This window comes from Mesorhizobium sp. ES1-3 (assembly GCF_020164795.1).
GTDB lineage: Bacteria > Pseudomonadota > Alphaproteobacteria > Rhizobiales > Rhizobiaceae > Mesorhizobium.
Window position 1 is genome coordinate 25,305 of record NZ_JAIUGW010000025.1, and the last position, 26,377, is coordinate 51,681.

Sequence of the window (26,377 nt, forward strand, 5' to 3'; positions counted from 1 at the left end):
TCCCCCTCCGAAGGTTGATGCGTGAAAACGTCAGGCGGCCTCGCGTTCTTCTGCGGCCTGCGGCTGAAGGCCATGCAGGAAGGCGACGGCGCGTTGCGCATGGGCGGCGGCCGAGAAGATCGCGCGCTTGTCGTCGGCAAGCACTTTCAACCACGAGCCGAGGTAGCTCGCATGGTCCGGCCGGGGCTCGAGCTCCGGCGCGATACCAAGATCGGCGCAGAGGAAGCAGCTTCCGAGCTCGGCGATCAGTTCCTCGCGCGCTCGCTCGCTACGATCCTTGGCGTAGCGGCTAAGGTCGCGGTTCACGCGATGCGGCGCCGAAGTCCAATGGGTGGCCTCGTGACTGAGCGTGGCAATGTATGACGCGGCGTCCCGGAACGTCTGGAACGGCGGCATCTGGATGTGGTCGGTCGCCGGGGCAAAGTAGGCCCGATCCCCGCCATGCCGGATTAGCGCCCCGGTATTGGCAAAGAACTGGTCGGCATGCTCGATCCGGGCGATCGGATCGCGCACCGGCTCTGCCTGCCGTCGATAAAGCTGGTCCGGCAGGCCATCGATTTGCGCCGTGTTGAAAACCGAATACGCCTTGAGGAAGGGGATCTCGCGGTCGATTTCCTCGCCCCTGGTGTCCGTCTCCGTCCTGGTGAAGCGGCTGGCGAAGACGACCATCGAGCCGGTCTCACCCTTGCGAACCCCGCCGCCGAGTTCGAGCGCCTGCTTGAATGTCATCCACATCGGGTTGGAAAAGCCGCGTGCGACAGCCTCCGACCAAAGCAGCAGCACATTCATGCCGTTATAGGGCAGGCCATTGTGCCTGAGCGGCCGGGTGACGCGGCCGGTGGCATTGCTCGACTGCCACGGCCGTATCCAAGGACGGATACCCTTCTCCAGCTCGGCCACGATGCGGTCGGTGATGCGCGCATAGATGTCGATGCGCTTTGCATTTTCTTTCCTGGTCATTCACAAACCTCCAGTTCTGAGGTCGCGCCGATCGCGGCCCCGTCACGGGGTCCGCTTGGGCTGAGCACGAAGGCGGGCCGCGCACCCGACCGGGGCCCCGTCGTGCTCGCACGATGGGTGGTCATGGGCCGCAGCGACAGCGGAGGACGGCGAAGCCGTTGCGCTGACTGCCCGGCTCCGCCAGGACCTCGGGGCAGGACGGGGCGCGAGCGGGCGTCAGCGTAGAAAGGCGGCGCTGGGCGCCGCCTGAATGCAGTCGGGAGAAGGTCGGTTCAATGAACCGACCGGCCACCGCTATAGGGATCGTATTCGAAGAGGATTTCGACGTCGGCGTCGTCGAGCTCGTCGGCGGGCATGACGCCAAACTCGTTGTCGACCTGGAAGAGGATGACCGGGACCATGAGAGTGCGGGCAAGGGACCAGGCGGCTTTTTGGGCGAGTATGAGATCGTGGGACATCCGAGGGCTCCATCTTGGAGCGGGCCAATTCCCGCTCGATGGCTCCGTCAGTGTGCGGAGGCGGGCGCGATCACCCGAAGGCGTCAGCCGAGCGGCCGCAGCATGCTAGCGGACCCCTGCGGGTTGATCGGGGAAGATCCGCAGCCGCACCAGGAAAGCCATCACGAGAGAGCGGGATTGGGTCGTGAAGGAGCCCAGCGTGTCGATTGGGCCGAGGCGGGCGAAGGAGCTGGCACCGCGGCGGCCGTCCCCGGACCGTGCGCCGGGAGTGGCGTCCGAACCGTGGCGCGAATCTGCGCACATGAAATCGCTGGAATAAGAACTTGCCGTGTCGATGTGGTCGCCACGGGGGGAAAATTGGGAGACGGATGCGGCCATATTCGCTCCGGCGCACCGCAGGTATCAGGTTGTCTCTCTTCGTCAGCCAGGAGACGGCACTCGCGATGAAGGTTCACTTGGCGATGATGGAAAGCGGCATGTTCGGCCCATGAAAATCGGCTCCGCCCTGCGCAGTTGATGCGACTGACGAATGAGCCGACCGTGCCCCACATGGAAGGAGGGCGGGACCGCAGCCCCGCCCTTGGCGCTCATCCGAGAGCCGCCATCTGCAATTCGGCCGCCTTGCGGTCGGCGGATTGGCCGGGGTTTTCGACCGGGCGCTCGAAGGGCTTCCAGACCTCGCCTAGAACCCGCTCGTAAGCGGCGACGGCCCCCTCGGCGGCCATGCGCAGCGCATGGGCCTGGAGCGACATATCGGCGGCGAACTCACGCTTGCGCTGGGCAGCGCTGTCGAAGCCGACTGGTCCCCCGACGTCTTCGTCCCGATCGTCGCAGGCCGACTTGGCCGTCGCGTCTCGTGCTTCGGACACCGCCCGGCTGTAGAACTGGCCGGCACCGTACGCGGACCCGACAAAGGCACCGACGACGCGTTGCAGGTGTATCTGCATGGCGCGTTCCCCAAGCCCCTCGTCGAGCGCTGCGGCCGTATCCACGATGAGCTTTTCGTGCAGGTCGCGGATGCCGTCGCTGTCGAGCACCGGGAGGCCAAAACTCTCGGAGATGAGCGAGCACTGCGCGGCATCGGGACAGGCGAGCCGGACCATTTGGAGGGTAGTGCCCTTGCGGAGCGGAGTGACGCGGGCGGCTGTGCGGGAATTGGCGGCTTTCTTGGTCATTGGCATGTCCTTTCTTCAGGTTCTCGAGGCCAGGACCGGCTCCGTGCCGGCCCTCCCTCGGGCGCGGACCAAAAGAACCGGTGGAATGACGGGCGCTTCAGGGTCCGGGCGGACCGAGACGAGCATGGAAGGTTTGCGGCCAAGCACGGCTTTATTCAGCCCTCGCGCGGGACGCGGGCCTGCCATGTCGAGACCGGACCGATCCGGCCGCCCCGCGGCGCGGAACGCGGCCTTGAAGCGGCCGGCCGCCGGTTCAGGACCGCATGAAGCCCGAGTGAGGACCGGCACGACCTCGACTTCGACATGGGAACCGAAGGACAGGTGATCATGACCACCTGCCGATTCATCGACCGGAGTATCTCGGCACGCACACCACGGTCACCCCCATCATAGCCCAGGCCAGAGGTCCCGTTCTCGGCAGTGCTCGCGTTCGCGTTCGCGGCCGTACACCGGCATCGCCAGACCCCCCAGGCCCATATCGGCGGCTTCGCCGTTCCCATCCAGGAATCTGGCAATCGCCTGCTCGTGCCGCGCAGCTTGCGCGACAGGGCGTCGATCCTCGGGTGCCGCTCCGCGGTCAGGGCGGCAAGCTGGCACCGGTAGCGATCGAGGAACGCCTGAGGATCGGGCGTCTTGCGCAGCGGCAGCAGGCCCGGGATCAGTGTGGTCATGCGGCGCCTGATCTGCCGGTTCACTATCACCAACTGCCGCTGCGTTTGGCACCGCGCCTCCTCGTTGCGCGAGAGTTCGCGGCGCAATTCGGGCAAAAGGATCATCGCGACGCCCTGCTCTGCCAGCTGACGAAAGTGGACGGGCCGGCATAGACGGCATGTCGGTCAGGGTCGATGACGAAGCCGAACCGGCCGATATCGTATTCATCGGTCGGGACCAGAAAGCGGCGGTCCTCGGTCCCGGCCCCGCGCTTGCCGCCCGGCGTGGCGACGCATTCGACAAAACCCGTATGCTGCTGTGAAGTGATTGCTGAAACGACGACCCAGTCGGTGGCATGCTGGGCTTCGAAGGTACGCTGGTCCTTCGTGCGGGATTCGCCCGGAGCGAGGATCGTCCCGGAAATTGCTTCCCACGCGTCCGGCCATGAGTCCTTGATGGTTCGTTCGGCATGCCGGCGCTCAAGTGAAGTGAAGAGGTGCGGAAACGAGAGGGCGACGATGGCCCATGCTTCGTCTTCCTCGTACCACCCGCCGACGGCACGAAGCATCGGATGGACTTCGCGGTTCTGCTCGGCCGAGAGCTTGAAACCGCCGTGCCCCGCACTCGAGTGGGAGATGACGCCTTCGGCATAGACGGTCGCGCCGTGCGACGGTCCCCAAGGGGTGTTTGCACCGCCGGCAATTTCGCGGCAGCCGAGCACGAGCATTTGCCGATGATGTTGGGCCTGATCGAGGACTTTCGCTCGGAAAGCGGTCTCACCAGCGAGATCGCCGAGATGGCCACAGAAATCCGAGCGGGTCCACTCGGCCATTGGCCGGGCGATGCGCCAGCCGGTGGCTAGAATGTGGCTACCTTCGCGCACTGGCATCATTGCATAGGCGGTCTCGCCGACAAGCGCGACCAGCAAGCCGTCAGCGCTCCACCCGAACGAAGCTCCCGACGAGTAAGGGGCGACAGCGGGGGCCGAGGTTTTTTGTGTCTGGCTCATCCCGCGGCCCTCCCCTCGACGGCATCGGCGGCCGCCTCGCCGGCCGTCACCCCCTCGATCACGGCGTTGGGTAGCCGTGCTCCGAGAGCCACTGTTCGGCGGCGGCCCGGTGCGGCGCCAGGTGAACGAGTTCGGAATCGTCGCCCGGCCGATCGAACACCCGGACCGAGCCGACCGACGGAGGCTCGATGATGGTGAAGCGCAGGCCCGAGTTCAGCGAGAAGGTCCGATGCACGCGGATTGCTATGACGCCGCCGGCGCCATAGTCGGCCTCGTGCAGGGTGAAGCTCGCGTGCGGGTCAACCACGCCGGTGCCAAGCGCGCCCTGCTTGCGGATCAGACGCCCCTGGCTGTTGCTGTTTTTCCAGGCGCCGAGCTTTCGGCGGTGCCGCTGCGGCGGCCGCGAACTTCCGTCGCTCCAGGCGACGATTGCGCCGATGGGGGCGTATTCGAAGATCGTGTGTGGGGACATGGTGTCCTCCGTTTGCTGCGGTTGAAAACGAAGCCGCCGCCAGGCGAACCTGGCGGCGGCGGAGGGATCGAAAGGGAGGCAAGGTCTATTCGGCGGCCTCGCGATAGCCCTCCTCGAACCCGTCATCCCCGGAAGGCCGGTCCTCTCCACTCAGACCGTCGACCTGAGGCCCATCGTCGTCCTCGACCTCGGTGACGGTGCTCTTGGAGAGCCATTCGGTCAGGCTCGTCGTCTCGTGAGCAAATAGCGCGGCCGGGTGGACGAAATGGCCCTCCTTGAAGTGCTCGACGAGCGCGGCGCGCGTGTCCTTGACTCGCGCCCGCGGCAGAACCGGCGTGTCGGAGCAGGAGCCCTCGAGCGCCGGACGCGACAGACACGAGAGGAAGTCCTCGGTGCCCATATTGGCGAGGAAGCCGTCTGCCCCGATCGCGCGACCGGCGACGAGCGCCACCACGCCCGACTTGCTCATGCCCTCGCGGCAGGAGAAGGCCTCGATGAGGACGCCCCGGGCCGCGATGCGCAAAGTCTCGGCGTCGAAGGCGAACTTGCCCTCGGCATCGAAGAGGGTGGCGGCGTGCCGGGGCATGCGGCGACCATATCCATGATCGCCGCCGGCCCCGGATTCGACGCGCACGTTCTGCCCGGCGAAGGCGAGAACGAGCAACGCCAGCAGCGTGTCGTCCTCGATCGGCGCCCGCGACAGCGCCTCATGGAGAGCATCGGTGCGCAGGTCGCCGATCATCTCAATGCCCTTACGGGTCACATCGGGACGCGACTTCGGCCTGTCGACCGCCTCGTCAGCTTCCGTCGCGTTGGCCTTCTTCTTGGCCTCGGGCAGTCGGAAGTGGACGGTCTTCACCTTTCCGTCGCGGTCAAGATACATCGCCGCGTGGTCCGACTTCTTCGGCGTGCCATAGACGCGTTCCGCCTTTGGCGGCAGCTTCACCTCGCCATAAGTGTTCGGCTCGGTGATGACGCCCTTCTTGGGCAGGTTCTGCGTCATCCATTCCTGCTGGGCTCCGAGGAAGGCGTCGACGTCGGTGGTGTACCGGCTGTCCTGGTCGGCCGGTGCGAACAGATCTTCCATCCAGGCGATGCCGTAGGCCTCGCGCAGCTCGTCGCCAAAGCTTGCGTCGCGCGCGTACATGCGCCGCTTGGTGAGGCCGTTGGCGACGCCCCACCACGAGACCTGCGGATCGCCCTTACTGGGCTTTTTGGCCTTCCAGACCTCCTTCTGCTCCTCGAGCGAAGCCGCCGCGATAGTCCGGAGCTGCTGCTCGTTCGGCATATCGCCCTTGGCCATGGCGTCGAGCATCGCGGGCAGCACGTTGGCCAGCAGACGCAGCTTCTTGACCTGGCGCACCGACTGCGCAAGCGCAATCGCAATGGACTCCTCGGTCCAGTTCAGCGCGACGAGACGCTCGATGGCGCGCCACAGATCGACCGGGTTGAGCTGCTCGTGCGTGATCGACGTGGCCAGCGAACGCATCGCGCCGCCGTCCTCGGCACGAGGCACGACCAGAACGGCGATTTCTTCGAGACCGGCAGCGACCGCCTGCCTTGCGCGCCTATGACCCTGATCGATGACGAAGCCATTGCCGCCATCGGCTTCAGCGAAGACGATCAGCGGCTCGACAACGCCGATGGCCTTGATCGTCGCCAGCAGCAGGGCGTCGGCCTGAGGGCTGGACTTGGAGCGCCGTGCCTTGTCAGGATTGTCCTTGAGCGAGCGTGGATCGACAAACTTTAGTTCCATGGGAATGCTCCTTGGAGGGTTATGGACAGGCCCGTCGCCGGTCCTTTCTCGTCTTCTTCCCGAAGACACCCCCCGGCCCGCGGAGCGTGCGGAACGGGGCAATTGCGCTGGAGCATCCCTGCCCGGCTGGCCAAGCGGGGCTTCTTCAGCCCTGCGCAGGATGATGGGCCGGGATGCGACGGGCGCGATTGAGCGTCAGCGTCGGCGGACCACCCGATCTGCGAGCGGCCTCCTTGCCTTTTCGCTTCCCTGCTCCCTTCTGGAACGCCCCTCCACCGAGCTGGCGAAGGCCGCTCAGAACGTGGGTGCAGGTTACACCGCCTGCACCTCGGCGGGCCGTACGCCGTCGATGTCTTGCGACAGCGAACTTTCGATTTCGGAGAGCTGGCGGCGCTTGACGGCCAACTCGTCCGAGAAGGCGAAGGTGCTGCCCTCGCGAGAGCGATAGGACGCGAGCCGCCGCTCAGCCTGCGCGAGCCGGTGGCGTGCGCGGTCCTGCTCTCCGTCGAGATTGCCAAGGATATGTTCGAGCTTTGCGATCGCACCGAGCGGCGTGGTGGTGACGGGCAACTCGACTTCCGTCGCCGCGCCGGTGCGCAGCAACATGGTGGCGTAGCGATAGCCGTCCTGGCCAAAGCGCTCGCCGCAATATTCGAGCTCGAACCCACCGATCGCGGCCATGGCGCGGGCGCCGTCGTGCTGAAGCTGCACGAGGGTCAGGATCTCGGTCATCAGGGCGCGGCCGGCGAGCTTGCGCTCGACGTAGGTCGCGTCGCCCATGCTCATGCGGAACGCCTCGCCGGTTGTTGGAACCAGCCGCGCGAGGTCCTGGCCGATCTCGCCAATGCGGCGTGTCGAGTGTTCGATGTCGCGCTCGGCATCACGGATCTGCCGGCGAATGGCTAACTGGTCGTCCTGATGCGCGGACCGGAGCCGCTCAAGCCGGGCCATGTCAGCTTCGAGGGCGGCCTTCTGCATCAGGCGCGGGTCGCCCGAGGCAATCGCCTTGGCCATGGCGAACTGGTTGGCCTGCCCTTCGCCGAGGTCGTCAAGCCGGCGCACCGAAGTGTCGCCCGAGAGTGCAGCGGCGATGAAGCGAGCCTTGCGCTCGTTGTTCTGCCACATCTGAGCGTCCATCGAGCCTTCGGTGGCATAGGCGAAGATGTCGACGATGTCGTGCTGGTTGCCCTGCCGCAGGATGCGGCCCTCGCGCTGCTCGATCTGCGAGGGGAGCCAGGGCACGTCGAGATGATGCAGCGCCTTGAGCCGGAGCTGGGCATTGACGCCGGTGCCCATCGTGTCGGACGAGCCTATGAGGAAGCGGACTTTGCCCGCGCGGACATCGCCGAACAGCCGCTGCTTGGCCTCCGACTTCTTGAAATCCTGCATGAAGGCGATTTCGGCCGCCGGCACGCCCATGCGCACCAGCTCGTCGCGAATCCAGCGATAGGCCGAGAAGCCCCGCGTCCGCTCAACATTGAGCGTGCCGAGATCGGAGAAGATCATCTGCGCGGCGCCAGTCAGTTCGAACGACTTGCCGTCGGGCCGGACATAGGCTGCGTCTGCGGTGTCCCGCCAGATGCGGTAGGAATTGGCGACCAGATCGTTGAGCTTGTTGCCCGGCTCATTGTCATTGTGCGGATTGACAAGGCGCAGGTCGATCGCGGCATGGCGGCCGTCGGTGATGACCGAGAGCAGGATATCGTCGCCGGGCTCGGGTGGGCCTTCGCGCTGTTCGATCGCCTTGATGCGGGCATCGAGGAGAGCCTGGTAGCGCTTGAACGCGGCCGATGGTTTGGAGGTCCTGATCTGCCGCGTGCCGGTCGAAAGCGTCGGCACCTTGACATAGTCGCGCAGATCCTCGGGCATGACCACATCCGCGAAGGTGCGGAACATGGCGATCAGCTCAGGGACATTGACGAAGGTGGCGAAGCGGGTGACCGGCTTGTATTTGCCGTTGGGCTGCAGCTCGAGCTCGGTAGTGACGTCGCCGAAGGTCGAAGCCCAGGCATCGAACTCGTGGAGGCCACGCTCCGACAACGCCGCATAGCCGAGGTAGCGCTGCACCGAGAACATCTCGCCCAGCGTGTTGGTGATCGGTGTGCCGGAGGCCAGCACGAGCGCCCGGCCAGGGTTCCTGGTCTCGATGAAGCGGGATTTTACATAGAGGTCCCAGGCGCGCTGCGAGCCGTTCGGATCGATCCCCTTCAGGGTCGACATGTTGGTCGCGAAGCTGAGCTTCCTGAACTCCTGCGCCTCGTCGACGATGATCTGATCGACGCCGATCTCGGAGATGGTGAGCAGGTCGTCCTTGCGGGTGGCGAGGGCCTCCAGACGTTCTTTGAGGCCTTCCTTCAGCCGCTCGAGGCGCTTGCGCGACACGCGATCGCCGTTTTCGACCTTGGTGAGCAGGACCTCATAGAGCTCGAGCTCGTCCTGAATCATCTGCTGTTCGAACGCTGACGTAACGCCGATGAAGCGGAAAGCCGAATGCGTAATGATGATGGCGTCCCAGTTCGCCATGGCAGCGCGGCTGAGGAAGCGGCGCCGCTTGGCTAAAGTGAAATTGGTCTCGTCGGCGACGAGGATGCGGGCCATCGGATAGAGCGCCAGGAACTCGCGCGCGGCCTGCGCCAGGCAATGTCCAGGGACGACCATCATGGCCTTAGCGATCAGCCCGAGCCGCTTCTGCTCCATGATGGCGGCCGCCATGGTCATGGTCTTGCCGGCGCCGACGGCGTGCGCGAGATAGGTCGAACCGGCAGAGATGATGCGCCAGATGCCGCGCTTCTGGTGCCCATAAAGAGAAAAGGCGCCTGAGGCGCCGGGAAGTCGCAGATGATCCCCGTTGAACTTTCGCGGGGCGATGTTGTTGAACCGGTCATTATAGACCCGCGCCAGCCGGTCGGTGCGGTCGGGATCGGACCAGATCCAGGTTTGGAAGGCCGTTTTGATCTTGGTGAGCTTCTCCTTGGCCGCCTCGGTATCGACGACATTGAGTACGCGCCGTTCGCTGTCCCCGTCCCTGATGGTGTCGAAGATCTGCGGCATGCGGCTGTTAAGCGCGTCGGTGACGAGCTCACCAGCGTGCCGACGCTCCGTGCCCCATTCGGACGTGCCGGCCGCCATGTAGCCGAGCTGGCGGGCGTCGACCGTCCATGAAGCGAGCTCGGGCATGTGGTGGATGCGGATCTCGGCGCCCATCGTCTCCTTGATGAAGGCGACCACATCGGCGGCGGGAATCCAGGGCGCGCCGAGACGCGCGGTAATGTCGGATGGGCCGAGATCGGCGGGCTGGACAGCGACGAGAGCGCTAACGTTGCGCTCGAAGGCGGGATCGAGAGCCGCGGCGGCTTCAGCGGCCTTGAGCTTGTCGCGGACATGGCCGGAGAGATAGGCGTCGGCGCTCTGCCAGGCGCCGCTCTCCGGATCGCAGAAGACCGCCTCCCCCAGCTCGGCGATGACGGCATCCGCATCGTCATGCAGCAGCTCGCCGATGTGATCGACATCGACATGACCGCGCTCGTTGAGCACGACGGCGAGAGCATCGGCGGCGCAAGTGATGATCGGCGCCGAGGGCGGTGCGATCACCCGCTCGGTGAAGATCGGGCCAGGCCGCGCCGTGTCGGCCTCGAGGTCGTAATCCTCGATGGACGCGACGAGCCAGCAATCGGGATCGTCGAGGAAGGGTTGCAGGTTCGGCCTGCGATGCGTCTCGCGGACCTCGCCCGTCTCTCGGTCCTCACTGGTGGAGACCACCGTCGTGTTGATCGGTCCGAAGGAACGGACGAAGTTCGACCAGGCGATGCGCAGCTTCACCTGCGCCTGCTTCCACGGCCGATCGAGTTCCTGCGCTTTCAGGACCTCGCGGACCGCATTGCGGATCGGGATCAGCTTGCGGACGATGCGCGCGTGCTTCTCCGGAACCCGGTCGGGACTGCGCCCCTTGCGCACCGTGATGGCAACAGGCACGGCGTCGACCATCTGCATCAGTGCGTTGTTCTGCGCGATGAAATAGCTGCCTTCGCGAACAGCCGGCGCGTCGGAAGGCGATTCCGCATTCTCGGCGATGCCGGCGTCGGGAGCGATCGCTTCGGGCTCACCGTCATAGACAGCTGCCGGAAGCAGCGAGATGGCGGCCGACAGGGCCTGCGCGAGATCGAGCCCGGGATGCGGCAGGCAGGCGTAGGCGTCGCCGAACGGTCCCGACGTCGTGGCGTGGGTACCGAGCACGAAATCGGGATGCCGCGCGAACCAGCGGTTGACCCAGATCGCGCCATCGTCGCCATCGGCAGGACGGACCTCGTCGGTATCGAGCCACGACAGATCGCCTTCGGCCTCGCCCTGCCCTCGCTTGCGGAAGAAGAGGAGGTCCACCACCACATCGGTGCCGGCGTCGGCCCGGAAACTGCCCTCGGGAAGGCGGATGGCGGCGACGAGATCGGCGGTCTTGCCGATGTGCTCGCGTACCGAACAATCCGTCTTGTCCATGGTGCCCGAGCTGGTGACGAACGCCGCGAGACCGCCGGGCTTCAACAGATCGATCGAGCGGGCGATGAAGTAATCATGCAGGCGCAGCCCCATCGACCGATAGGCGCGATCCGAGCGGACGATACGGTTCGAAAAGGGTGGGTTGCCGATGGCGAGATCGAAGCCAGCCGGCAAGTCGGTGCGGGCGAAGTCGGAGTTGAGAATGCGTGCCCGAGGCTGGAGTAGCCTGGCAATGCGCGCGGTCACCGGATCTAGCTCCACGCCGGTGACGTGCACCTGGTCGCGCAACTTCGCCGGCGTCAGGGCCGGAAACAATCCCGTGCCGATACCGGGCTCGAGCACCCTGCCGCCGCGCCAGCCGAGACGCACGAGGCCTGCCCACATCGCGCGGACGATGAACTCCGGCGTGAAGTGCGCATACTGCGTGCAGCGCGCGAGCGAGGCGTAGTCGGCGTTCGACACCACCTCCTCGAGCTCGGCGCCCATCTCGTCCCAGCCGGCGCGAAAGCCCTTTTCGCCCGGACGGCGGAACACGGCATTGGCGAGCTCGGAAGCGCCGAAGCCGGTGAAGCGGATCAGCCGCGCCTGTTCCTCGCGCGTCGCCGGTCGATCGGCGCTCTCGATTTCGGCGGCGAGCCGGATGGCATCGAGATTGTCGCGGGCGCGCTGCTTCCACCCCCGGCCAAGACCGCGATCGGTCTCAAGGACGAAGTTGTCGCCACCCAGCCCGGCCTCGGCCGCGCGCCGCGGCGAGTGGACCCGTGGGGAGGCCGGCTGTGACTCCGGCACGGCGGGCGTCGTAGTCTCTTCAGCTTCGGGGTCGCCAGCGCCGAAGGCGTTGCCGAAGGCGGTGACGCCGAGACCGAGACCCGACGAGAGCGTGGTGCTGTTGAACAGATCGAGCGTGAAAGGATCGTCGTTCGACATGGTAGAAATCCTTGTGTGAGGGCGAACGCGATGCACCGGCCGAGCGGGTCGGCCAGGGGATCGGCGTCGCAGGGTTGGGAAGTCAGCGGCTGATCAGCGAGAGCGCGATTTCGGTCTCGGTGAGTTCGATGTTGAGGTGGGTAGCCCGCAGGTTGCGGTCGAACAGCGGAAGCAGGCGCTCGGCCTCGATGAATTCGATGCCATCATCGGCGCCGAAGTGGCGGCGCTTGTAGTCCCACCAGTCGATATCGCCCTTGGGGTGGCATTGCTCGGCATAGATGACGAGCGCGCGTGTCCCTTCGGGGAGCCTGCCGTTGGAGATGATGTAGACGCCCTCGTCGCCGACCAGCCACAGGCCGGGCTTCTCGCCCTCGCCGGGACGGGTGCCATAGTAGGGATTGCGGAAGCCGCCATCGGCCGCGGCATCCTCGATGCCGCGCTCGATGACCTTGCGCACCGCTACGATCGGGAAGGTAAACATCGCCGCCTCCCTCACGCCGCTGCGCGAATAGGGAGGTGCCTGAGATGCACCGGCAGCTTGGCCGCGATCTCGTCATCGGTCAGGTCGCCGAGCAGCTTCAACTCGGGAGTGCCCAGGCCATAGACAAGGGTGGTGGGTTTGCCGCGATGCTGGGCTCCGAAGCGCTCTCCGTCGTAGCCGCGATACTCGTCATGGGTCGCGCTCCAGACATGCTCGAGGCGCTCCGCACGCGTCATCGCCTTCACTGGCCAGGATTCGCGTTCGACGATGGCGTCGCGCATTTCGACCGGCAAGCGGGGCCGCGCGAGGTCGCAATAGGCGTGGAAGTAGCGCGTCTTGCCGTCGATGCGCAGTGTGTAGAAGACGCTGGTCACGCTCTCGGTGAGGAACTCGCGCAGGGCGAACATCCCGCTGCGCATCCAGAGCGGCGGCAGCAGGTCGAGCATGTAGTCGTGCTCGGCGCGCGCGATCTCGAACCACTCGCCGGCGAACAGGCCGCTGTCGTCATTCTCCCAGCGATTGGGCCGCTGGGCGTGGCGGTCGAAGAGGCGGAACATCTGCCGGCGATCGGCGACGCCGAAGTAGATTTTGCGGATGGAGGATTGGGTCATGGGGAGGCTCCTGGCTTGTGCGGGCCGGAGCGCGGTTCATCCCTTATGGATCACCATCTTCTTCGGCCCTTCCGGACCCCTCCCCGCGGCCGCCTCTCCGCCCGGGCGGGTCAAGGGCCGGCGCGAGCCGGGCGAAGCTTCACCCTTGAGGCGCCCGGCGGGCATGCGGCACTCGGTTTGCCTCCTCCTCTTCTCCTTTCCCCATTCCTCGTCTTCAGATCGGCGTTCCAGTCGTCAGCGACCGGGCGCAGACGCTGGCAACCGCAGCCCTTCTCGCCCGCGAGAGCGATCAGCCGGCCGGCATATATGTCGCCCTGCTTGTTGTTATCCGTTGCGGCAACGAGCCGGACGGTGGTCCGTGCGGCAAGCGCGCGGAGCGCCGCATCGGTGGCCGGCGACCAGCCGCCGCTGGTGCTGAGATAGAGCGTGTCGGCGCGAAGGCCCTCTAGCGCGGCAAGACTCATGGCGTCGATCGCCGCTTCGGTCACGCAAAGGCGCAGCGCATCAGGACGGCCGAGGCGGAACAGCACCTTGGCGCCGGCGGTGGCAAAGCCGCGCCAGTCCGGTCCGCGTTCTTCCCAGCCGGTGACGGTGCCGTCGGTGTCAACATGGGCACCCCACATCGAGCCATGCGGGCCTTCGCGCAGAACGCCGGTGCTGATTGCGGCGCGGACGATGCAGGCGGGAAGATGGCGGGCCTCGGTGAGATAGCGCCAGGTCGCCGATCCGCGCCATGGCCTGCGCCGTGCGTGCCAGCGCTCAGCTATCGACAGGTCAGGCTCCCGCTCGCGGGACACCCGCTGCCAGACCGGCTCGGAAGGCACGAACCCGATTAGGCTGGCGACGTCGTTCATGGCTTCGACGAACGGCACCCCCTCTAGATGTTCGACCAGGCGAAAGACATCTCCCTTGTCGTCGCCAAGCGGGTCGAACCAGCCCTTGCCGTCATGGATGACGATGATGATCGACGCCTCACGCCGATACTTCATCGCCTTGCGCGTGCTCTCCTTGACGTCGAGGGCGAACCCCGCGCGCTCCAGCACCGCAGCGCAGGGTACCTTGTCCTTCAGCCCTTCAAGTTCTGCTTTTTCCATTTTCGCCCGCGCGCCTTTGCAGCGCTTCCTTTCTATTCGGTTCTCGCCCAAACAATCGGGCACGAACAGGAGGCCGCGAAGAGCAAGGCGGGCAAGGGCGCGGCATGCAACGCGATGATAGTGACGGGTTGCGCCGCGGCGCAGCCTCCCTTGCCGGGCGCAGCGCGCAAGCGGCACGGTGCGCCACCGTCGGTCTGGGTGATGCTCCTCCTGCGCCATTTCCGCAAACGGAGCGATTCGGGCGACCTCGCAGCCTTGGCGCAGCTCGAGTGTCTTGTCCGAAACTTGTGGCATTCTTCGGACTTCAGCGGCACCTGAGACCAACACTCGCACGCGCGTGCTTGCACGCATCCAGTCCAAGCCCGACGAGGTGTGGGCGCTGGGGACTTCGCCGATCTGGGGGCGCGGTGCGGCGATCGCCAAGACGCTTCAGCGGCTGGCGGTAGCCCATGAGCTGCGCCGGATCGATCGTGGCCTCTACGATCGACCCGGACGAACAGCCTGACCGGGCGAGCGACTGTGCCCGATTATCGGATCTTGATCCGGGCCGTGACCCGGCGCGACAACCCGCGCGCCGTCATCGATGGCATGACGGCAGCAGACGATTTGAGCCTTACCACGGCCGTGCCGGCAAACATCGAGGTGTTGGTCGACGCGCGATTGAAACCGATTAAGCTGGGCACCCAGGAAATTCACTTCAATACGCGGCGCCAAGCCGCCTCTTTTGTCTGGCCGGCCGGGGATGCGGGTCCCAAGCCCTGCATTGGATGCAGGACATGCTCGCCCAGGAGAGCGCCGAGACCGGGCGATCACCCTTGCAGGTTAGATAACCTGTGAGCACGCAACCTTTTCGGCAGTGTCGCCGTTATATGCTGTTCTGCTAATCAATTCGCCAGGGAGAGCAGGCGATGCAAATGCCGGGGGGCGAGAAACTCACGGAACGGCTTGACGAACTAAGCGCACTTTACGTGCTGACAGACCGCCTTTACAGGGCAAAATCCAACCACGAAGCATTCGAGGCGGGCCTCGACGCCATCCGCGACGGTCTAGGGTGCCGGCGGGCGTCCATGTTGTTGTTCGACGACGTCGGCGTGATGAGCTTTGTGGCCTGGCGGGGTTTATCGGACGGCTACCGGCAGGCTCTTGCAGGGCATTCCCCCTGGAAAGTAGGGGAGCGTAACGCAGAGCCGATTTTCGTATCGGATATTGCCGAGACGGACGAACCCGCAGCCGTAAAAGACAGGATCGCCAGCGAAGGCATCGTCGGTCTGGCGTTCATCCCCCTCATCGCGCAAGGCGAAGTCGTAGGCAAGTTCATGACCTACTACGAACAAAAGCACTCCTTCGCCAGCCACGAGCTTAATCTTGCCACCACAATCGCGCGACAGATCGGCTTCTATCTTGAAAGGACCCGAGCGGAAGAAGCTCGGAAAGCCGCAGAAGAGGAGTTGCGCTCATCCGAACAACAATTCCGCCTGATGTCGGAGCATGCACCAGTCATGATCTGGACCTGTGACGCATCCGGTAAGTGTACGAACCTTAACAGCATGCTTCGCGAGTTCTGGGGTGTCCCCGTTGAGGCGGTTCCGACCTTCAGTTGGCATTCCACCATCCATCCGGACGACGCCGACGAGATCGGAGCCCGGATGGCGGAAGCGCTGGCGACCCAATCAACGGTTTCGGTCCAGGGTCGCTACAAAAACAGCAAGGGCGAGTTCCGCGTCCTGCTCACGGTCGCTCGACCCCATTTCTCGGCCAAGGGGCAATTTCGGGGGCTGATCGGGGTCAATGTCGACGTGACGGAAAGCGATCAGGCGGAAGCAGCGCTACGCCACAGCGAGGAGCGATTTCGATCAGCAGTGGAAGCGGCTCCAAGTGGCATGGTCATGACGGACGGGAGCGGCCGCATTATCCTGGTCAACCTGCATGCCGAGGCCGTATTCGGCTACGAACGAGAGGAAATGATCGGCCAAGGGATTGAAATGCTGGTCCCGGACAGGTTCCGCAGCTCACACCCGGTGTTCCGCGGGACCTATGATAGTCGCCCTCTTGCACGTCCCATGGGCGAAGGCCGGGACCTCTATGCACGGCGCAAGGATGGCAGCGAAGTGCCGGTGGAGATTGGGCTCAGCCCGATCCAGACAAGCGAAGGGCTGATGATCCTCGCCTCGGTCGTGGACATCAGCGAGCGCAAGCGATCCGAAGCGCAACGAGAACTGCTGATGGCGGAACTCAACCATCGTGTGAAAAATACGCTGGCAGTGGTCCAGGGCATTGCACACCAGACATTCAGGGGAACACCCGCCACCGAAGCTCGTGCCGCCTTTGAAGGCCGGCTCATGGCCCTTTCGGCCGCGCATAACATTCTGACACAGACGAGTTGGGAACATGCATCCCTGGACCAGCTTGTTGCCGACAGCCTTCATATCAGGGGCACGTTTTCCAATCGGGTATCAGCAAGCGGGCCCGCAATACTTCTCCAACCCAACCAGGCGCTCGCTGTCGCCCTCGCCCTCCATGAGCTGCTGACAAACGCGGTGAAGTATGGGGCCCTTTCCAACGAGGCGGGCAAAGTTTCGGTCGAGTGGTCTCGCACCGCCCTGCCCCGGCCGCGATTGAAACTCATCTGGAGCGAATTGGGCGGCCCTGCGGTCTCGTGTCCGTCGCGGCGGGGGTTTGGCTCCCGTCTGATTACTGGGGGCCTCGCGGCAGATCTTGAGGCGGAGGTCGCCTTGGAGTTCCAGCCGCAAGGATTGGTTTGCAGGATCGACGCGCCGTTGCGAGAGGGGATGCTCGCCCAATGACGACACTGTCCGGAACGCGGGTGCTCCTGGTCGAGGACGAATCCGTAATTGCCATGATGGTGGAGGATTTTCTGACCGACCTCGGCGTCACGGTCATCGGTCCCGCCACTTCGATCAACGCCGCGTTGGAACTGGTATCTACAGCTCAGATCGACGCGGCCGTCCTGGACCTGAACATAAGGGGGGAATTGAGCGAGCGCGTTGCCGATGCCCTGAGGCTTCGTCGCATCCCGATGGTGTGCGCCACCGGCTACGGCGAGGGAGCGGCTGAGTTCGCCAGAGGAGCCCCGATCATCGACAAGCCCTATTCCAAGGACAAGCTGGCCACGGCGTTGCAATCGGCTCTCCATAGTGCCGGCGGAGTGGACGAGTGAGTCGAAGAGAACCACCATTCCAATCTGCAATTCTGTGCCGGGTGAATCGTGCGTCGACCGATAGATAAGTTTCGGGAAGATAACTTAAAGCTTAGGCTGGCCCTTCGGGCCGCCCCTATAGGGATTTGGGACTGGAATCTCGAAACGAACGAGATGAATTATTCGCCACGGGCTCGGGCGATCTCTGGTTTCTCTCCCGACGAGCCTATCACTCTCGAGAAGGTTCGCGCCGTCACTCACCCAGAGGATTTGCCGCGCACCTGGAAACTGGCCGGCATGGCGTTGGATCCTGCGATCAGGAACACCGACCCTTACGAGTACCGGATCGTGCGCGCTGATACGGGCGAGGTTCGCTGGGCTCTGGCGCATGGGGAGGCGGTCTTTCAACGCGTCAGCGACACAGTGAAGGCGGTGCGCTTCCTCGGCACCATCCAGGATATCACCGGTCGCAAGCTGGCGGAAAACGCTTTGCGAGAGGCAGAACTCAGGCAGCGACTGGCCATCGATGCAGCCAGAATGGCTGTGTGGGAGCTCGACGTCCCCACGGATCGTCTGAACGTCAGCCCCGAGCTCAATCGTATGTTCGGTTTGGCCGCCGATTCATGTCCCTCCGTTGCGGAACTGCGGATGCTCTTGGCTCCGGGCGACCTAGAGAGGATCATGGAAATTCGCGCAGAAGCGGCGATGGGGACTGATCCGCATTTTGAAGCGGAATTCCGTTGCAGGTTTCCCGATGGATCATTGCGCTGGCGACTGCTCCGCGCAGAGATAAAGACCTCCCCTACTGGAGAGCCAAAGCGCATCATTGGCGTCCTGATGGATATCGACGAGCGCAAGCGCGCTGACGAACAGAAGCACCTGCTGCTCCGTGAGGTGCATCATCGCGTGAAGAACTCGCTCGCCGTAATTCAGGCGCTGGCCACTCAAACGTTTGGGCGTGGTGCCGCCGATCCGGATGCCCTGAAGAGCTTCCTTGGTAGACTTGCTGCCCTGGCGAAGGCTACTGATTTAACTGTAGCGCAGCAGGGTCAACCCTTCGGATTGATGGAACTGATCGGCAGCGTTACCGAACCCTTTTGGTCCCCAAACAGGTTCGAACTTCAAGGGGACGCAGTAAGATTGCCAGCGCGGCTAAACGTACCGCTTGCACTCGTGCTCAACGAACTCTGCTCGAATGCGGCCAAATTTGGCGCGCTTTCAAACCCCAACGGGACGGTCGGCATTCGGTGGGAAATCACGCCGACCGGGCTTGAACTGCACTGGCGAGAGCGCGGCGGACCTCCTGTTCCTCCAAGGCTTGAACACGGCTTCGGGCTCAGACTGATTTTGGATGTCTTGCCTGTAGAGTTCGGCAGTGCCCAAATTGATCCGCGACCTTCCGGAATTTCGTGCCGCATCGTGGTTGCCAATCCCGATTGAATTACGAAACCTCGATCGCCCGGTCCGGCGCTGTGGAGGGATCGATGTACTTGTCAATCTTTCCCAAATGACCGATTCTGATATCCGAATTTCTTCGACAAGCGCACGCAATTCGGGCTGGCAACCCAAAAGTTCCAAAAGCTTCTACGACGGCCCAGCCAACATCCTTCCAAGGCTTTTGCTGCTTTGGGGTTTCCAGCCTCTGGGGATCTTCCCGTCCGCGCACCCATCGTGGACAAGAGTTGGCCCGCCAGCTGAAAATTCTGCAGGGCACGGTTCACGAAGTCAGAAACCTCAAGGCAATGCTTTTGCAGAGCGATAGCCAGGACCGGCGTAACCTTAACAGCGTCGGGGATCATCTTTCTCGAGATCTCCGCTATCGGTGGGTCTAGGTCTATCTTTCTCGCAAGCTCTCTGAGACGCTCGGCCGTTACCAGAAGGTCGATCAGCAGCATGTCGGCAACGAGGCGGCCCTCACGTTGCAACGCGGCCTCGCGGTGCCGTTCGCTCTGGTTGATCTGCTTTAGCAGCATCAAAATCGTTAGCGCGCCGAAAACCGTAGCGAAGTAGCCCGCCAGCGCGCCAATCCAGCTTCGAGCACAAAGCGCCAATTCCGTCTGCTCGTTCGCTGGGCAGATATCGCCGAAGTCCCAGTGGTAGGACCACCACATCCAAAAGCCGATCGCGAAGAAGATCGCGATGCAGCTCCCAACCGCCCAGTTTCCGTCTTTGTCCCACCGCCCCATCGCCGAAGGTCTACCGCGGTCCATCGGGACTATCTAGCCCGACGCAGCGGGCGCGACCAAGCGGCATCCTCGCCTTTTCTCCGCTCCTGCTAACTACCGTCTCGAACCCCAGAATGAGAGCTCGGATCAAGTTTGCATCAGCGCGGATCGAGATACTTCACCGTCCCTTAGGAGCACGCGCAATTCGACCGAAGGGGCAAGGCAGAAAGTTCGAAAAGCTTCCAAGAACCCCAGTCGATGGTCAATTGTAGAACTCTCTGACGCTTTTGGCCGCAAGCGGAACGTTGGCTCGAGGGATAGACCGACAGAATAGCTGACAGCCTTGAGCTCAATAGAGCTCGGAACTCGTCATCGGCCAAACATCGGAAAATTTTCAGAAACCGTTCGGGATTTCGCGCGGCCGAAATCGCAAAACGTTCTGGCCGGCGCATAAGAGAGCCAAACCACCGGTTTCTCCCGCAGCCAGCACGATTTTCAGCCTGCCGCGTCCTCCCAAGCGCGGCCGCAAATTTGGGCATGGAGACAACATGATTGCCGCACTCTTTCGTAACAAGCCGCCGAGGCGCCGCCTGGTCGCCGGCTCGATCGCCGCCCTCGCCTGCGGCGCCGCCCTGGTCTGGCATGGCGCCAGAAGCGAGGCTTCGAACGGCGCGCCGGGTACGCCCGAAACCAAGCTGGTCAAGGCAGTTTCGGTCTCGCCGGCATCCGCCATGGATAACCGCGTCGCCGTCGGCGAGATCAAGCCGAGACTGGAGAGTGATCTCGCCTTTCGCGTTTCCGGCAAGCTCATCCAGCGTATCGCCGAGGTTGGCGCAACGGTGAAGAAGGGCGAGGTTCTCGCCCGCGTCGACGACCAGGACTACCGCAACCGGCTGGCCAGCGCCGAGACGGACGTGGCGGCGGCCGAGGCCGTTGTGGTCGAAGCCCGCGCCGCCGAAGCACGCATCAGCGCCCTGCTCGCCAAGGGTTTTACGACACGCGCCAACCATGACGCGACGCTGAAGAACCTGCGCTCGGCCCAAGCCAAGCTGAAATCGGCCAACATCGCCTTCGTAATGGCCAAGGACCAGCTCGGCTATACCGAGTTGCATGCGGAGTTCGACGGCATCGTCACCGCCACCGGCGCCGAAGCCGGCCAGTCGGTCAATGTCGGGCAGATGGTGGTGCGCGTCGCCGATCCGAAAAGCCGCGACGCGGTGTTCTCGATCGCGGAAGCCGCCTTTGCCAGCGACCAGCGCGGCAAGCAGATTCCCGCCGTCACCGTCTCGCTGCTCAGCAATCCGGCGATCTCGACGACCGGCACGGTGCGCGAGATCGCGCCGATGGCCGACGCTGCGACCCGCACCTTCCAGGTGAAGGTCTCGCTCGAGAACGCGCCGGACGACATGCGCTTCGGCGCAAGTGTCGCCGGCCGCGTCGAGATAGCGGGCGCGCCGGTCGTGACCCTGCCCGGCAGCGCGCTGTTCGACAAAAACGGCCAGCCCGCCGTCTGGGTGGTCGGCGCCAGTTCGGCGGTGGAGCTGAAGCCTGTCGCCATAGCCCGCTACGAAACCGACCGGGTCGTCGTCAGCGACGGGCTCGCCAAAGGCGACCGGGTCGTCACCGCCGGCGTAAACCGGCTGCGGGAACACGAAAAAGTCCGTATCGTTGAGGGAGAAGAAAAATGACCATGTCCAAGACAAGAGTGCTGATCGCCGGCGCCGGCCCGACCGGGCTGACGCTCGCGCTATGGCTGACCAAGCTCGGCGTGCCGGTGCGCATCTTCGACAAGGCCGCCGCTCCCGGCGAGACATCGCGGGCGCTGGCCGTCCAGGCGCGCACGCTGGAGTTCCACCGCCAGATCGGCATCGTCGACGACGTGCTTGCCGCGGGCGTGAAGATCGAACAGCTCACCGTGCACACGCCGGCCGGCGTCGCCGCGAAGCTGCCGCTGTCGGATTTCGGCCGCGGCATCAGCCCCTACTCCTTCGCCTTCGCGCTGCCGCAGGATATCCACGAGCGCGTGCTGATCGCGCATCTGGAGCATGCCGGCGTCACGGTCGAGCGGAGCACCGAGCTCGTCGCCTTCCAGGACAGAGGTGATGCGGTCGTCGCGACCTTGAGCAAGGAAGGCCGGGCCGAAACCGTCGGCGCCGCCTACCTTGCCGGTTGCGACGGTGCCCACAGCGCCGTGCGCCATGGGCTGAGGGTCGGCTTTCCCGGCGGCGCATACGAGCAGTCCTTCTACGTCGCCGACGTGAAGGGGCGCGGCGAAATCACTCGCAACGGCATGGACACGGCGGTCAGCGCCTATGGCTTCGCCATCGTCATGCCGGTCCGGCAATCGGGTTCGGTTCGATTGATCGGCATCGTGCCGAAGGCGCATGAGGCCGACGAGACAATCAGCTTCGAGGTGATCCGCGCCGATGTCGAGCGCGACACCGGCGTCACGGTCGACGAGGTGAACTGGTTCTCGACCTACCGCGTCCACCATCGCGTCGCCGAGCGCTTCCGCGTCGGCCGCGTGTTCCTCTGCGGCGATGCCGGGCACATCCACAGCCCGGCCGGCGGCCAAGGCATGAACACCGGCATGGGCGATGCGGTGAACCTCGCCTGGAAGCTCGCCGCCGTCGTCCAGGGCCGCGCCGATCCGCGCCTGCTCGACAGCTACGAGCCGGAGCGCATCGCCTTTGCCCGCAAGCTGATCGAGAGCACCGACCAAGCCTTCCGCATCGCCACCAGCCGCTCCAGGCTCATCGGCCTGTTCCGGCGCTATCTGATGCCGAAGATCCTGAACATCGCACTGCACACTTCGGTCGGCTCGCGCGCCTTCTTCGGCGTGATCTCGCAAGCCGCTATCCAGTATCGCGCCGGCCCGATCAGCTGGGGCACCGCCGGCAAGATCAGTGGCGGCGACCGCCTGCCCTACGTGCCAACCGCAAGCAGCGACAATTTCGAACCGCTGCGCTCGCTGGACTGGCAGGTGCATGTCTATGGCGAGATCAATTCCGAGTTCCGGACGATGATCGCCTCGACAGGAATTCCGATCCACGCCTTCGCCTGGTCCCACATCGCCGCGAAAGCCGGCCTGCAAAAGGACGCGGCCTATCTGGTAAGGCCAGATGGCCATGTCGCCCTCGCCTTGCCGATGCAGGAGGCGGCCAGCTTCCAGCGCTATCTCGCCGGCCTCGCCATCAGGCCAAGGACGGCCGAGCGGGCGCCATACCGAGTACCGGGCACCATGCACAGCCTGGCCTGAATTCCAGCGCCCGCCTGCGGCGGACGCTGACTGACCCCAACTGCCATTGTTTTCGCCAGCCGGCAACCGCCGGCGGAACGGGCCTTCGCGCGCGCTGAGAAGGATTTTTGTCATGAGCAGCTTCAATCTTTCCGAATGGGCGCTGCGCCACCGCAGCTTCATCGTCTACCTGATGATCGCGGCGGCACTCGCTGGCCTCTACGCCTATCGGGGCCTCGGCCGCGAGGAGGACCCGCCCTTCACCATCAAGACCATGGTGGTGAAGACGATGTGGCCGGGCGCCAGCACGAGCGAGACGGTCGAGCAGATCACCGACCGCGTCGAGAAGAAGCTCGAGGAACTGCCCGACCTCGACTACGTCAAGAGCTACACCAAGCCCGGCGAATCCGTCGTCTTCGTCAACCTGAAGGATACCGTCGCCGGCGACCAGGTGCAGCCGCTCTGGTACCAGGTGCGCAAGAAGCTCAACGACATCAAGCCGACGCTGCCGTCCGGCGTGCAGGGCCCGTTCTTCAACGACGAGTTCGGCGACACCTATTCGCTGATCTACGCGCTCACCTCCGACGGTCTCAGCCATCGTGAGCTGAAGGATATGGCAACCAGCCTGCGCGCCGGGCTGCTCACCGTGAAGGACGTCGCCAAGGTCGACCTGATCGGCCAGCAGGACGAGAAGATCTATCTCGAATTCTCGACGCAGAAGGTCGCGGCGCTCGGTCTCGACGTCGGCACGCTGACGCAGGCGCTGCAAGCGCAGAACGCGCTGACGCCGAGTGGCACGGTCGATGCCGGCCCAGAGCGCATTGCCATCCGCGTGTCGGGTTCCTTCACATCGGAAGAGAGCCTCAAGGCGATCAACTTCTACGCCAACGGCCATTACTTCCGACTGGGTGACGTCGCCGAGGTCAAGCGCGCCTATTCCGACCCGCCGCAGCCGATGTTCCGCTTCAGCGGCAAGCCCGCCGTGGGCATCGCGGTGTCGATGACGGCCGGCGGCGACGCCCTGGCGCTCGGCGAGACCGTCAAGGAGAAGATGCACGAGATGGAGGCCGAGCTGCCGCTCGGCGCCGAACTCGGCCTGGTCGCCGACCAGTCGCATGTCGTGGAAGAATCCGTCGGCGAGTTCACCAAGAGCCTCGGGGAGGCGATCGCCATCGTGCTTGCCGTCTCGCTGCTGGCGCTCGGCTGGCGTCCGGGCGTCGTTGTGGCCGTCGCCATCCCGCTGGTGCTGGCGATCACCTTCGTCACCATGGAGTATTTCGGCATATCGCTGCAGCGCATCTCGCTCGGCGCGCTGATCATCGCGCTCGGCCTGCTGGTCGACGACGCCATGATCGCGGTCGAGATGATGATTGCCCGCATGGAGGACGGCTACGACAAGATCTCGGCCGCCACCTATGCCTATACGTCGACCGCCTTCCCGATGCTGACCGGCACGGTGGTGACGATCGCCGGTTTCGTGCCGGTGGGCTTCGCCAAGAGCGGCGCCGGCGAATACTGCTTCTCGCTGTTCGCCGTGGTGGCGATCGCGCTCGTCGTCTCCTGGGTGGTGGCGGTGCTGTTCACACCGCTCACCGGCGTCTTCCTGCTGCCCGATCGCATCAAGGGCCATGGCGGCAGCCATCAGCCGTCGCGCATCGCCCGCGGCTTCCAGGCGCTCCTCGAAGCCGCCATGCGGGCGAAGTGGCTGGTGCTGTCGGCGACCGCCGGTCTGTTCGCGCTCTCGGTCGTGGCCATGGGCTTCGTCGGCCAGGAGTTCTTCCCGAAGTCCGACCGGCCCGAGGTGATGCTCGACCTCACCTTGCCGCGCACAGCCTCGATCAAGGCGACCGACGCCGTCGTTGAGCGCGTCGAAAAGCTGCTCGCTTCCGATCCGGATATCGACCACTGGAGCTTCTATGTCGGCCAGGGCGCGGTGCGCTTCTACCTGCCGCTCGACGCGCAGCTCGCCAACGACTTCTTCGCCCAGGCCGTCGTGGTCACCAAGGGCCACGCCGTGCGCCAGGCGGTCATCGACCGGCTGGAGAAGGAACTCTCAACCGGCTTCGACGACGTCATGGCCCGCGTCACGCCGCTGGAGCTTGGCCCGCCGGTCGGCTGGCCGCTGAAGTTCCGCGTCTCGGGTCCGGACCCGGACAAGACGCGGAGCCTCGCGCAGCAGTTCGCGCAAGTGCTCGGCAGCGACGCAGCGGTGCGCAACATCAATTACGACTGGAACGAGCCGGCCAAGGTGATCAAGGTCGAGGTCGACCAGGACCGGGCGCGCGCGCTGGGCATCTCCTCGCAGCAGTTGTCAGAGACGATCAACGCGATCCTGTCCGGCTCGAAGATCACGCAGATGCGCGACGACATCTATCTCGTCGACATCGTTGCCCGCGCCGTGGATACGGAACGCGCCAGCATCGACACGCTGCGCGGCCTGACGCTCACCGCTTCGGGCGGACGGCGCGTCCCTCTCGAACAGGTGGCGAAGCTCAGCTACCAGACCGAGCCCCCGCTGATCTGGCGCCGCGGCCGCCTGCCGACCGTCACCGTCCAGGCCGACGTCGCGCCGGGCGAGAACGCCACCGCCGTGTCTAAGCGGCTGGGGAGCGCCATCGCCACCTTCAAGGCCGAGCTGCCGGCGCGCTACAGCGTCGAACAGGGGGGCGTCATCGAGAACAGCGCCAAGGCGCAGGCCAGCATCTTCGTGGTCTTCCCGCTGATGCTGTTCATCATGGCGACGGTGCTGATGATCCAGCTTATGAGCTTCCAGCGCATAGTGCTGGTGCTGCTCACCGCGCCGCTGGCGATCATCGGCGTGGCCGGCGCGCTGCTTCTGTCAGGGGCTCCGATGGGCTTCGTCGCCATCCTCGGCGTGATGTCGCTTATCGGCATGGTGATCCGCAACTCGGTCATCCTGATCGCGCAGATCGACCAGCACATTGCCGCAGGCGAAGAGCCTTGGGCCGCGGTGATCAGCGCCACCACGCATCGGCTGCGGCCGATCCTGCTGACCGCCGCAGCCGCCATACTCGGCATGATCCCGATCGCGCCGACCGTATTCTGGGGGCCGATGGCATACGCCGTGATGGGCGGACTGATGGTGGCGACCGTGCTGACGCTGGTGTTCCTGCCGACGCTCTACGTCGCCTGGTTCGGCATCAGGACGCCGACCGAGACCATCGCTGCGGCCGACCAGGCGACAGTCGCGGCCGAACCGCAGGCCATAGCGGCCTGAGCCTACAACGCAATCCGACTGGTCACGGCGGCAGCACCGCCGTGGCAACCGCACCCCAAAAGGAACGCCCATGTCCCCTTTCTACGGAAATCTCCTTGTCCGCTTCAACGCCGGCTTCCTGATGCTGGCCTCGGCCGGCGGGCTTTTCACCGATATCGCCGGCTCCTTCTTCGGGCGCGGCCCGGAAGCGATTCTGCTCGGCGATGCGCCCGGCGCCGGTATCGGCTTCACCGAGGCGCACGGGCTCGCGCTGATCATCGGCGTGACGCTCTGGCGCAACGCCTACTCCCGCACCTGGCACGCCGTGCTGGCTGCCGTGCACATGCTGCTTGGAACGGCGAACCTTCTGTTCTGGGAGTTCTTCATCACCGCCGACGTGCTCGTCGTCGGCTACGTCACAACCGCGGCACACTTTCTGTTCGTGGTTGCTCACCTGGCGGCGCTGACGGGCTCGGCCCGGCTTGCCGCCGCATCCTCCCACTAGACTTCAACAT

The 26,377-nt window shown here is 64.7% G+C and carries 20 protein-coding genes and 1 pseudogene; 9 read left to right on the forward strand and 12 right to left on the reverse strand.

All coding sequences use genetic code 11. The features are described 5' to 3' along the window. Nucleotides 1-30: 30 nt before the first annotated feature. The 11 genes and pseudogenes from LB536_RS25545 to LB536_RS25595 form a co-directional block, all read right to left on the reverse strand. A complete protein-coding gene (locus LB536_RS25545) occupies nt 31-960 on the reverse strand; it encodes an ArdC family protein (RefSeq protein WP_224597479.1) in 930 nt (309 codons plus the stop codon). A 272-nt stretch (nt 961-1,232) separates the two neighbouring features. Continuing rightward, nucleotides 1,233-1,418 carry a hypothetical protein gene (locus LB536_RS25550; RefSeq protein ID WP_140863388.1) on the reverse strand — a complete coding sequence of 62 codons (186 nt, stop codon included), beginning with the start codon at nt 1,416-1,418 and terminating at the stop codon, nt 1,233-1,235. A gap of 587 nt (nt 1,419-2,005) precedes the next feature. Continuing rightward, nucleotides 2,006-2,593 (reverse strand): hypothetical protein, encoded by a 588-nt coding sequence (locus LB536_RS25555; RefSeq protein WP_224597482.1) that lies wholly within the window; start codon nt 2,591-2,593, stop codon nt 2,006-2,008. A gap of 155 nt (nt 2,594-2,748) precedes the next feature. Continuing rightward, entirely contained in the window at nt 2,749-3,369 is a 621-nt protein-coding gene (locus LB536_RS25560; protein ID WP_224597483.1) for a hypothetical protein, read from the reverse strand. Beyond that, nucleotides 3,366-4,253, reverse strand: coding sequence for a DUF7007 domain-containing protein (locus LB536_RS25565; RefSeq protein WP_224597486.1), 888 nt, complete (start codon nt 4,251-4,253; stop codon nt 3,366-3,368). The genes LB536_RS25560 and LB536_RS25565 overlap by 4 nt, the downstream gene beginning before the upstream one ends. Continuing rightward, nucleotides 4,250-4,725 (reverse strand): annotated as a pseudogene (locus LB536_RS25570) (hypothetical protein). Before LB536_RS25570 ends, LB536_RS25565 begins: the two are co-directional and overlap by 4 nt. A gap of 85 nt (nt 4,726-4,810) precedes the next feature. Continuing rightward, nucleotides 4,811-6,481, reverse strand: a complete 1,671-nt coding sequence (locus LB536_RS25575) for a ParB N-terminal domain-containing protein (RefSeq protein ID WP_224597489.1) — start codon at nt 6,479-6,481, stop codon at nt 4,811-4,813. 312 nt (nt 6,482-6,793) lie between these two features. After that, nucleotides 6,794-11,899, reverse strand: a complete 5,106-nt coding sequence (locus tag LB536_RS25580) for an Eco57I restriction-modification methylase domain-containing protein (protein WP_224597491.1) — start codon at nt 11,897-11,899, stop codon at nt 6,794-6,796. Nucleotides 11,900-11,981: 82 nt separating this feature from the next. After that, the gene (locus tag LB536_RS25585) at nt 11,982-12,380 is read right to left on the reverse strand and encodes a DUF3085 domain-containing protein (protein WP_224597494.1); all 399 of its coding nucleotides are present in this window, start codon (nt 12,378-12,380) and stop codon (nt 11,982-11,984) included. A gap of 11 nt (nt 12,381-12,391) precedes the next feature. Beyond that, nucleotides 12,392-12,991 carry a DUF1419 domain-containing protein gene (locus LB536_RS25590; protein ID WP_224597497.1) on the reverse strand — a complete coding sequence of 200 codons (600 nt, stop codon included), beginning with the start codon at nt 12,989-12,991 and terminating at the stop codon, nt 12,392-12,394. 110 nt (nt 12,992-13,101) lie between these two features. Then, nucleotides 13,102-14,085 (reverse strand): DUF3991 and TOPRIM domain-containing protein, encoded by a 984-nt coding sequence (locus LB536_RS25595; RefSeq protein ID WP_224597501.1) that lies wholly within the window; start codon nt 14,083-14,085, stop codon nt 13,102-13,104. Between the two features lie 337 nt (nt 14,086-14,422). Between LB536_RS25595 and LB536_RS25600 the strand changes: the two genes are divergently transcribed. The 5 genes from LB536_RS25600 to LB536_RS25620 all read left to right on the forward strand — a co-directional run bounded on the left by LB536_RS25600 (nt 14,423) and on the right by LB536_RS25620 (nt 18,682). Further along, nucleotides 14,423-14,590, forward strand: coding sequence for a hypothetical protein (locus tag LB536_RS25600; protein WP_224597503.1), 168 nt, complete (start codon nt 14,423-14,425; stop codon nt 14,588-14,590). Nucleotides 14,591-14,634: 44 nt separating this feature from the next. After that, nucleotides 14,635-14,922, forward strand: coding sequence for a DUF6088 family protein (locus LB536_RS25605; RefSeq protein WP_318012998.1), 288 nt, complete (start codon nt 14,635-14,637; stop codon nt 14,920-14,922). A gap of 71 nt (nt 14,923-14,993) precedes the next feature. Continuing rightward, nucleotides 14,994-16,889, forward strand: a complete 1,896-nt coding sequence (locus LB536_RS25610; protein WP_224597507.1) for a PAS domain S-box protein — start codon at nt 14,994-14,996, stop codon at nt 16,887-16,889. Next, nucleotides 16,886-17,263 (forward strand): response regulator, encoded by a 378-nt coding sequence (locus LB536_RS25615; RefSeq protein WP_224597510.1) that lies wholly within the window; start codon nt 16,886-16,888, stop codon nt 17,261-17,263. The genes LB536_RS25610 and LB536_RS25615 overlap by 4 nt, the downstream gene beginning before the upstream one ends. Nucleotides 17,264-17,311: 48 nt before the next feature. After that, nucleotides 17,312-18,682, forward strand: a complete 1,371-nt coding sequence (locus LB536_RS25620) for a sensor histidine kinase (RefSeq protein ID WP_224597512.1) — start codon at nt 17,312-17,314, stop codon at nt 18,680-18,682. A 53-nt stretch (nt 18,683-18,735) separates the two neighbouring features. Here the strand turns inward: LB536_RS25620 and LB536_RS25625 are convergent, their stop codons facing one another. Then, nucleotides 18,736-19,452: a hypothetical protein gene (locus LB536_RS25625; RefSeq protein WP_224597514.1), complete on the reverse strand. Its 717-nt coding sequence runs from the start codon at nt 19,450-19,452 to the stop codon at nt 18,736-18,738. 503 nt (nt 19,453-19,955) lie between these two features. Between LB536_RS25625 and LB536_RS25630 the strand changes: the two genes are divergently transcribed. The 4 genes from LB536_RS25630 to LB536_RS25645 all read left to right on the forward strand — a co-directional run bounded on the left by LB536_RS25630 (nt 19,956) and on the right by LB536_RS25645 (nt 26,367). Next, nucleotides 19,956-21,095, forward strand: a complete 1,140-nt coding sequence (locus LB536_RS25630; protein WP_224597517.1) for an efflux RND transporter periplasmic adaptor subunit — start codon at nt 19,956-19,958, stop codon at nt 21,093-21,095. Beyond that, nucleotides 21,092-22,666 (forward strand): FAD-dependent monooxygenase, encoded by a 1,575-nt coding sequence (locus tag LB536_RS25635; RefSeq protein WP_224597520.1) that lies wholly within the window; start codon nt 21,092-21,094, stop codon nt 22,664-22,666. Before LB536_RS25630 ends, LB536_RS25635 begins: the two co-directional genes overlap by 4 nt. Nucleotides 22,667-22,778: 112 nt before the next feature. Next, nucleotides 22,779-25,883: an efflux RND transporter permease subunit gene (locus tag LB536_RS25640; protein ID WP_224597523.1), complete on the forward strand. Its 3,105-nt coding sequence runs from the start codon at nt 22,779-22,781 to the stop codon at nt 25,881-25,883. Between the two features lie 70 nt (nt 25,884-25,953). Then, on the forward strand, nt 25,954-26,367 hold the full coding sequence (locus LB536_RS25645) for a hypothetical protein (RefSeq protein WP_224597525.1): 414 nt from the start codon (nt 25,954-25,956) through the stop codon (nt 26,365-26,367). Nucleotides 26,368-26,377 lie beyond the last annotated feature (10 nt).

Coding starts and splice junctions, on each gene's coding strand:
- LB536_RS25580 (WP_224597491.1), bottom strand. CDS start 11,899: ATGTCGAACGACGATCCTTTCACGCTCGATCTGTTCAACAGCACCACG.
- LB536_RS25575 (WP_224597489.1), bottom strand. CDS start 6,481: ATGGAACTAAAGTTTGTCGATCCACGCTCGCTCAAGGACAATCCTGAC.
- LB536_RS25595 (WP_224597501.1), bottom strand. CDS start 14,085: ATGGAAAAAGCAGAACTTGAAGGGCTGAAGGACAAGGTACCCTGCGCT.
- LB536_RS25630 (WP_224597517.1), top strand. CDS start 19,956: ATGATTGCCGCACTCTTTCGTAACAAGCCGCCGAGGCGCCGCCTGGTC.
- LB536_RS25590 (WP_224597497.1), bottom strand. CDS start 12,991: ATGACCCAATCCTCCATCCGCAAAATCTACTTCGGCGTCGCCGATCGC.
- LB536_RS25640 (WP_224597523.1), top strand. CDS start 22,779: ATGAGCAGCTTCAATCTTTCCGAATGGGCGCTGCGCCACCGCAGCTTC.
- LB536_RS25615 (WP_224597510.1), top strand. CDS start 16,886: ATGACGACACTGTCCGGAACGCGGGTGCTCCTGGTCGAGGACGAATCC.
- LB536_RS25585 (WP_224597494.1), bottom strand. CDS start 12,380: ATGTTTACCTTCCCGATCGTAGCGGTGCGCAAGGTCATCGAGCGCGGC.
- LB536_RS25550 (WP_140863388.1), bottom strand. CDS start 1,418: ATGTCCCACGATCTCATACTCGCCCAAAAAGCCGCCTGGTCCCTTGCC.
- LB536_RS25635 (WP_224597520.1), top strand. CDS start 21,092: ATGACCATGTCCAAGACAAGAGTGCTGATCGCCGGCGCCGGCCCGACC.
- LB536_RS25625 (WP_224597514.1), bottom strand. CDS start 19,452: ATGGACCGCGGTAGACCTTCGGCGATGGGGCGGTGGGACAAAGACGGA.
- LB536_RS25610 (WP_224597507.1), top strand. CDS start 14,994: ATGCAAATGCCGGGGGGCGAGAAACTCACGGAACGGCTTGACGAACTA.
- LB536_RS25555 (WP_224597482.1), bottom strand. CDS start 2,593: ATGACCAAGAAAGCCGCCAATTCCCGCACAGCCGCCCGCGTCACTCCG.
- LB536_RS25560 (WP_224597483.1), bottom strand. CDS start 3,369: ATGATCCTTTTGCCCGAATTGCGCCGCGAACTCTCGCGCAACGAGGAG.
- LB536_RS25645 (WP_224597525.1), top strand. CDS start 25,954: ATGTCCCCTTTCTACGGAAATCTCCTTGTCCGCTTCAACGCCGGCTTC.
- LB536_RS25545 (WP_224597479.1), bottom strand. CDS start 960: ATGACCAGGAAAGAAAATGCAAAGCGCATCGACATCTATGCGCGCATC.
- LB536_RS25565 (WP_224597486.1), bottom strand. CDS start 4,253: ATGAGCCAGACACAAAAAACCTCGGCCCCCGCTGTCGCCCCTTACTCG.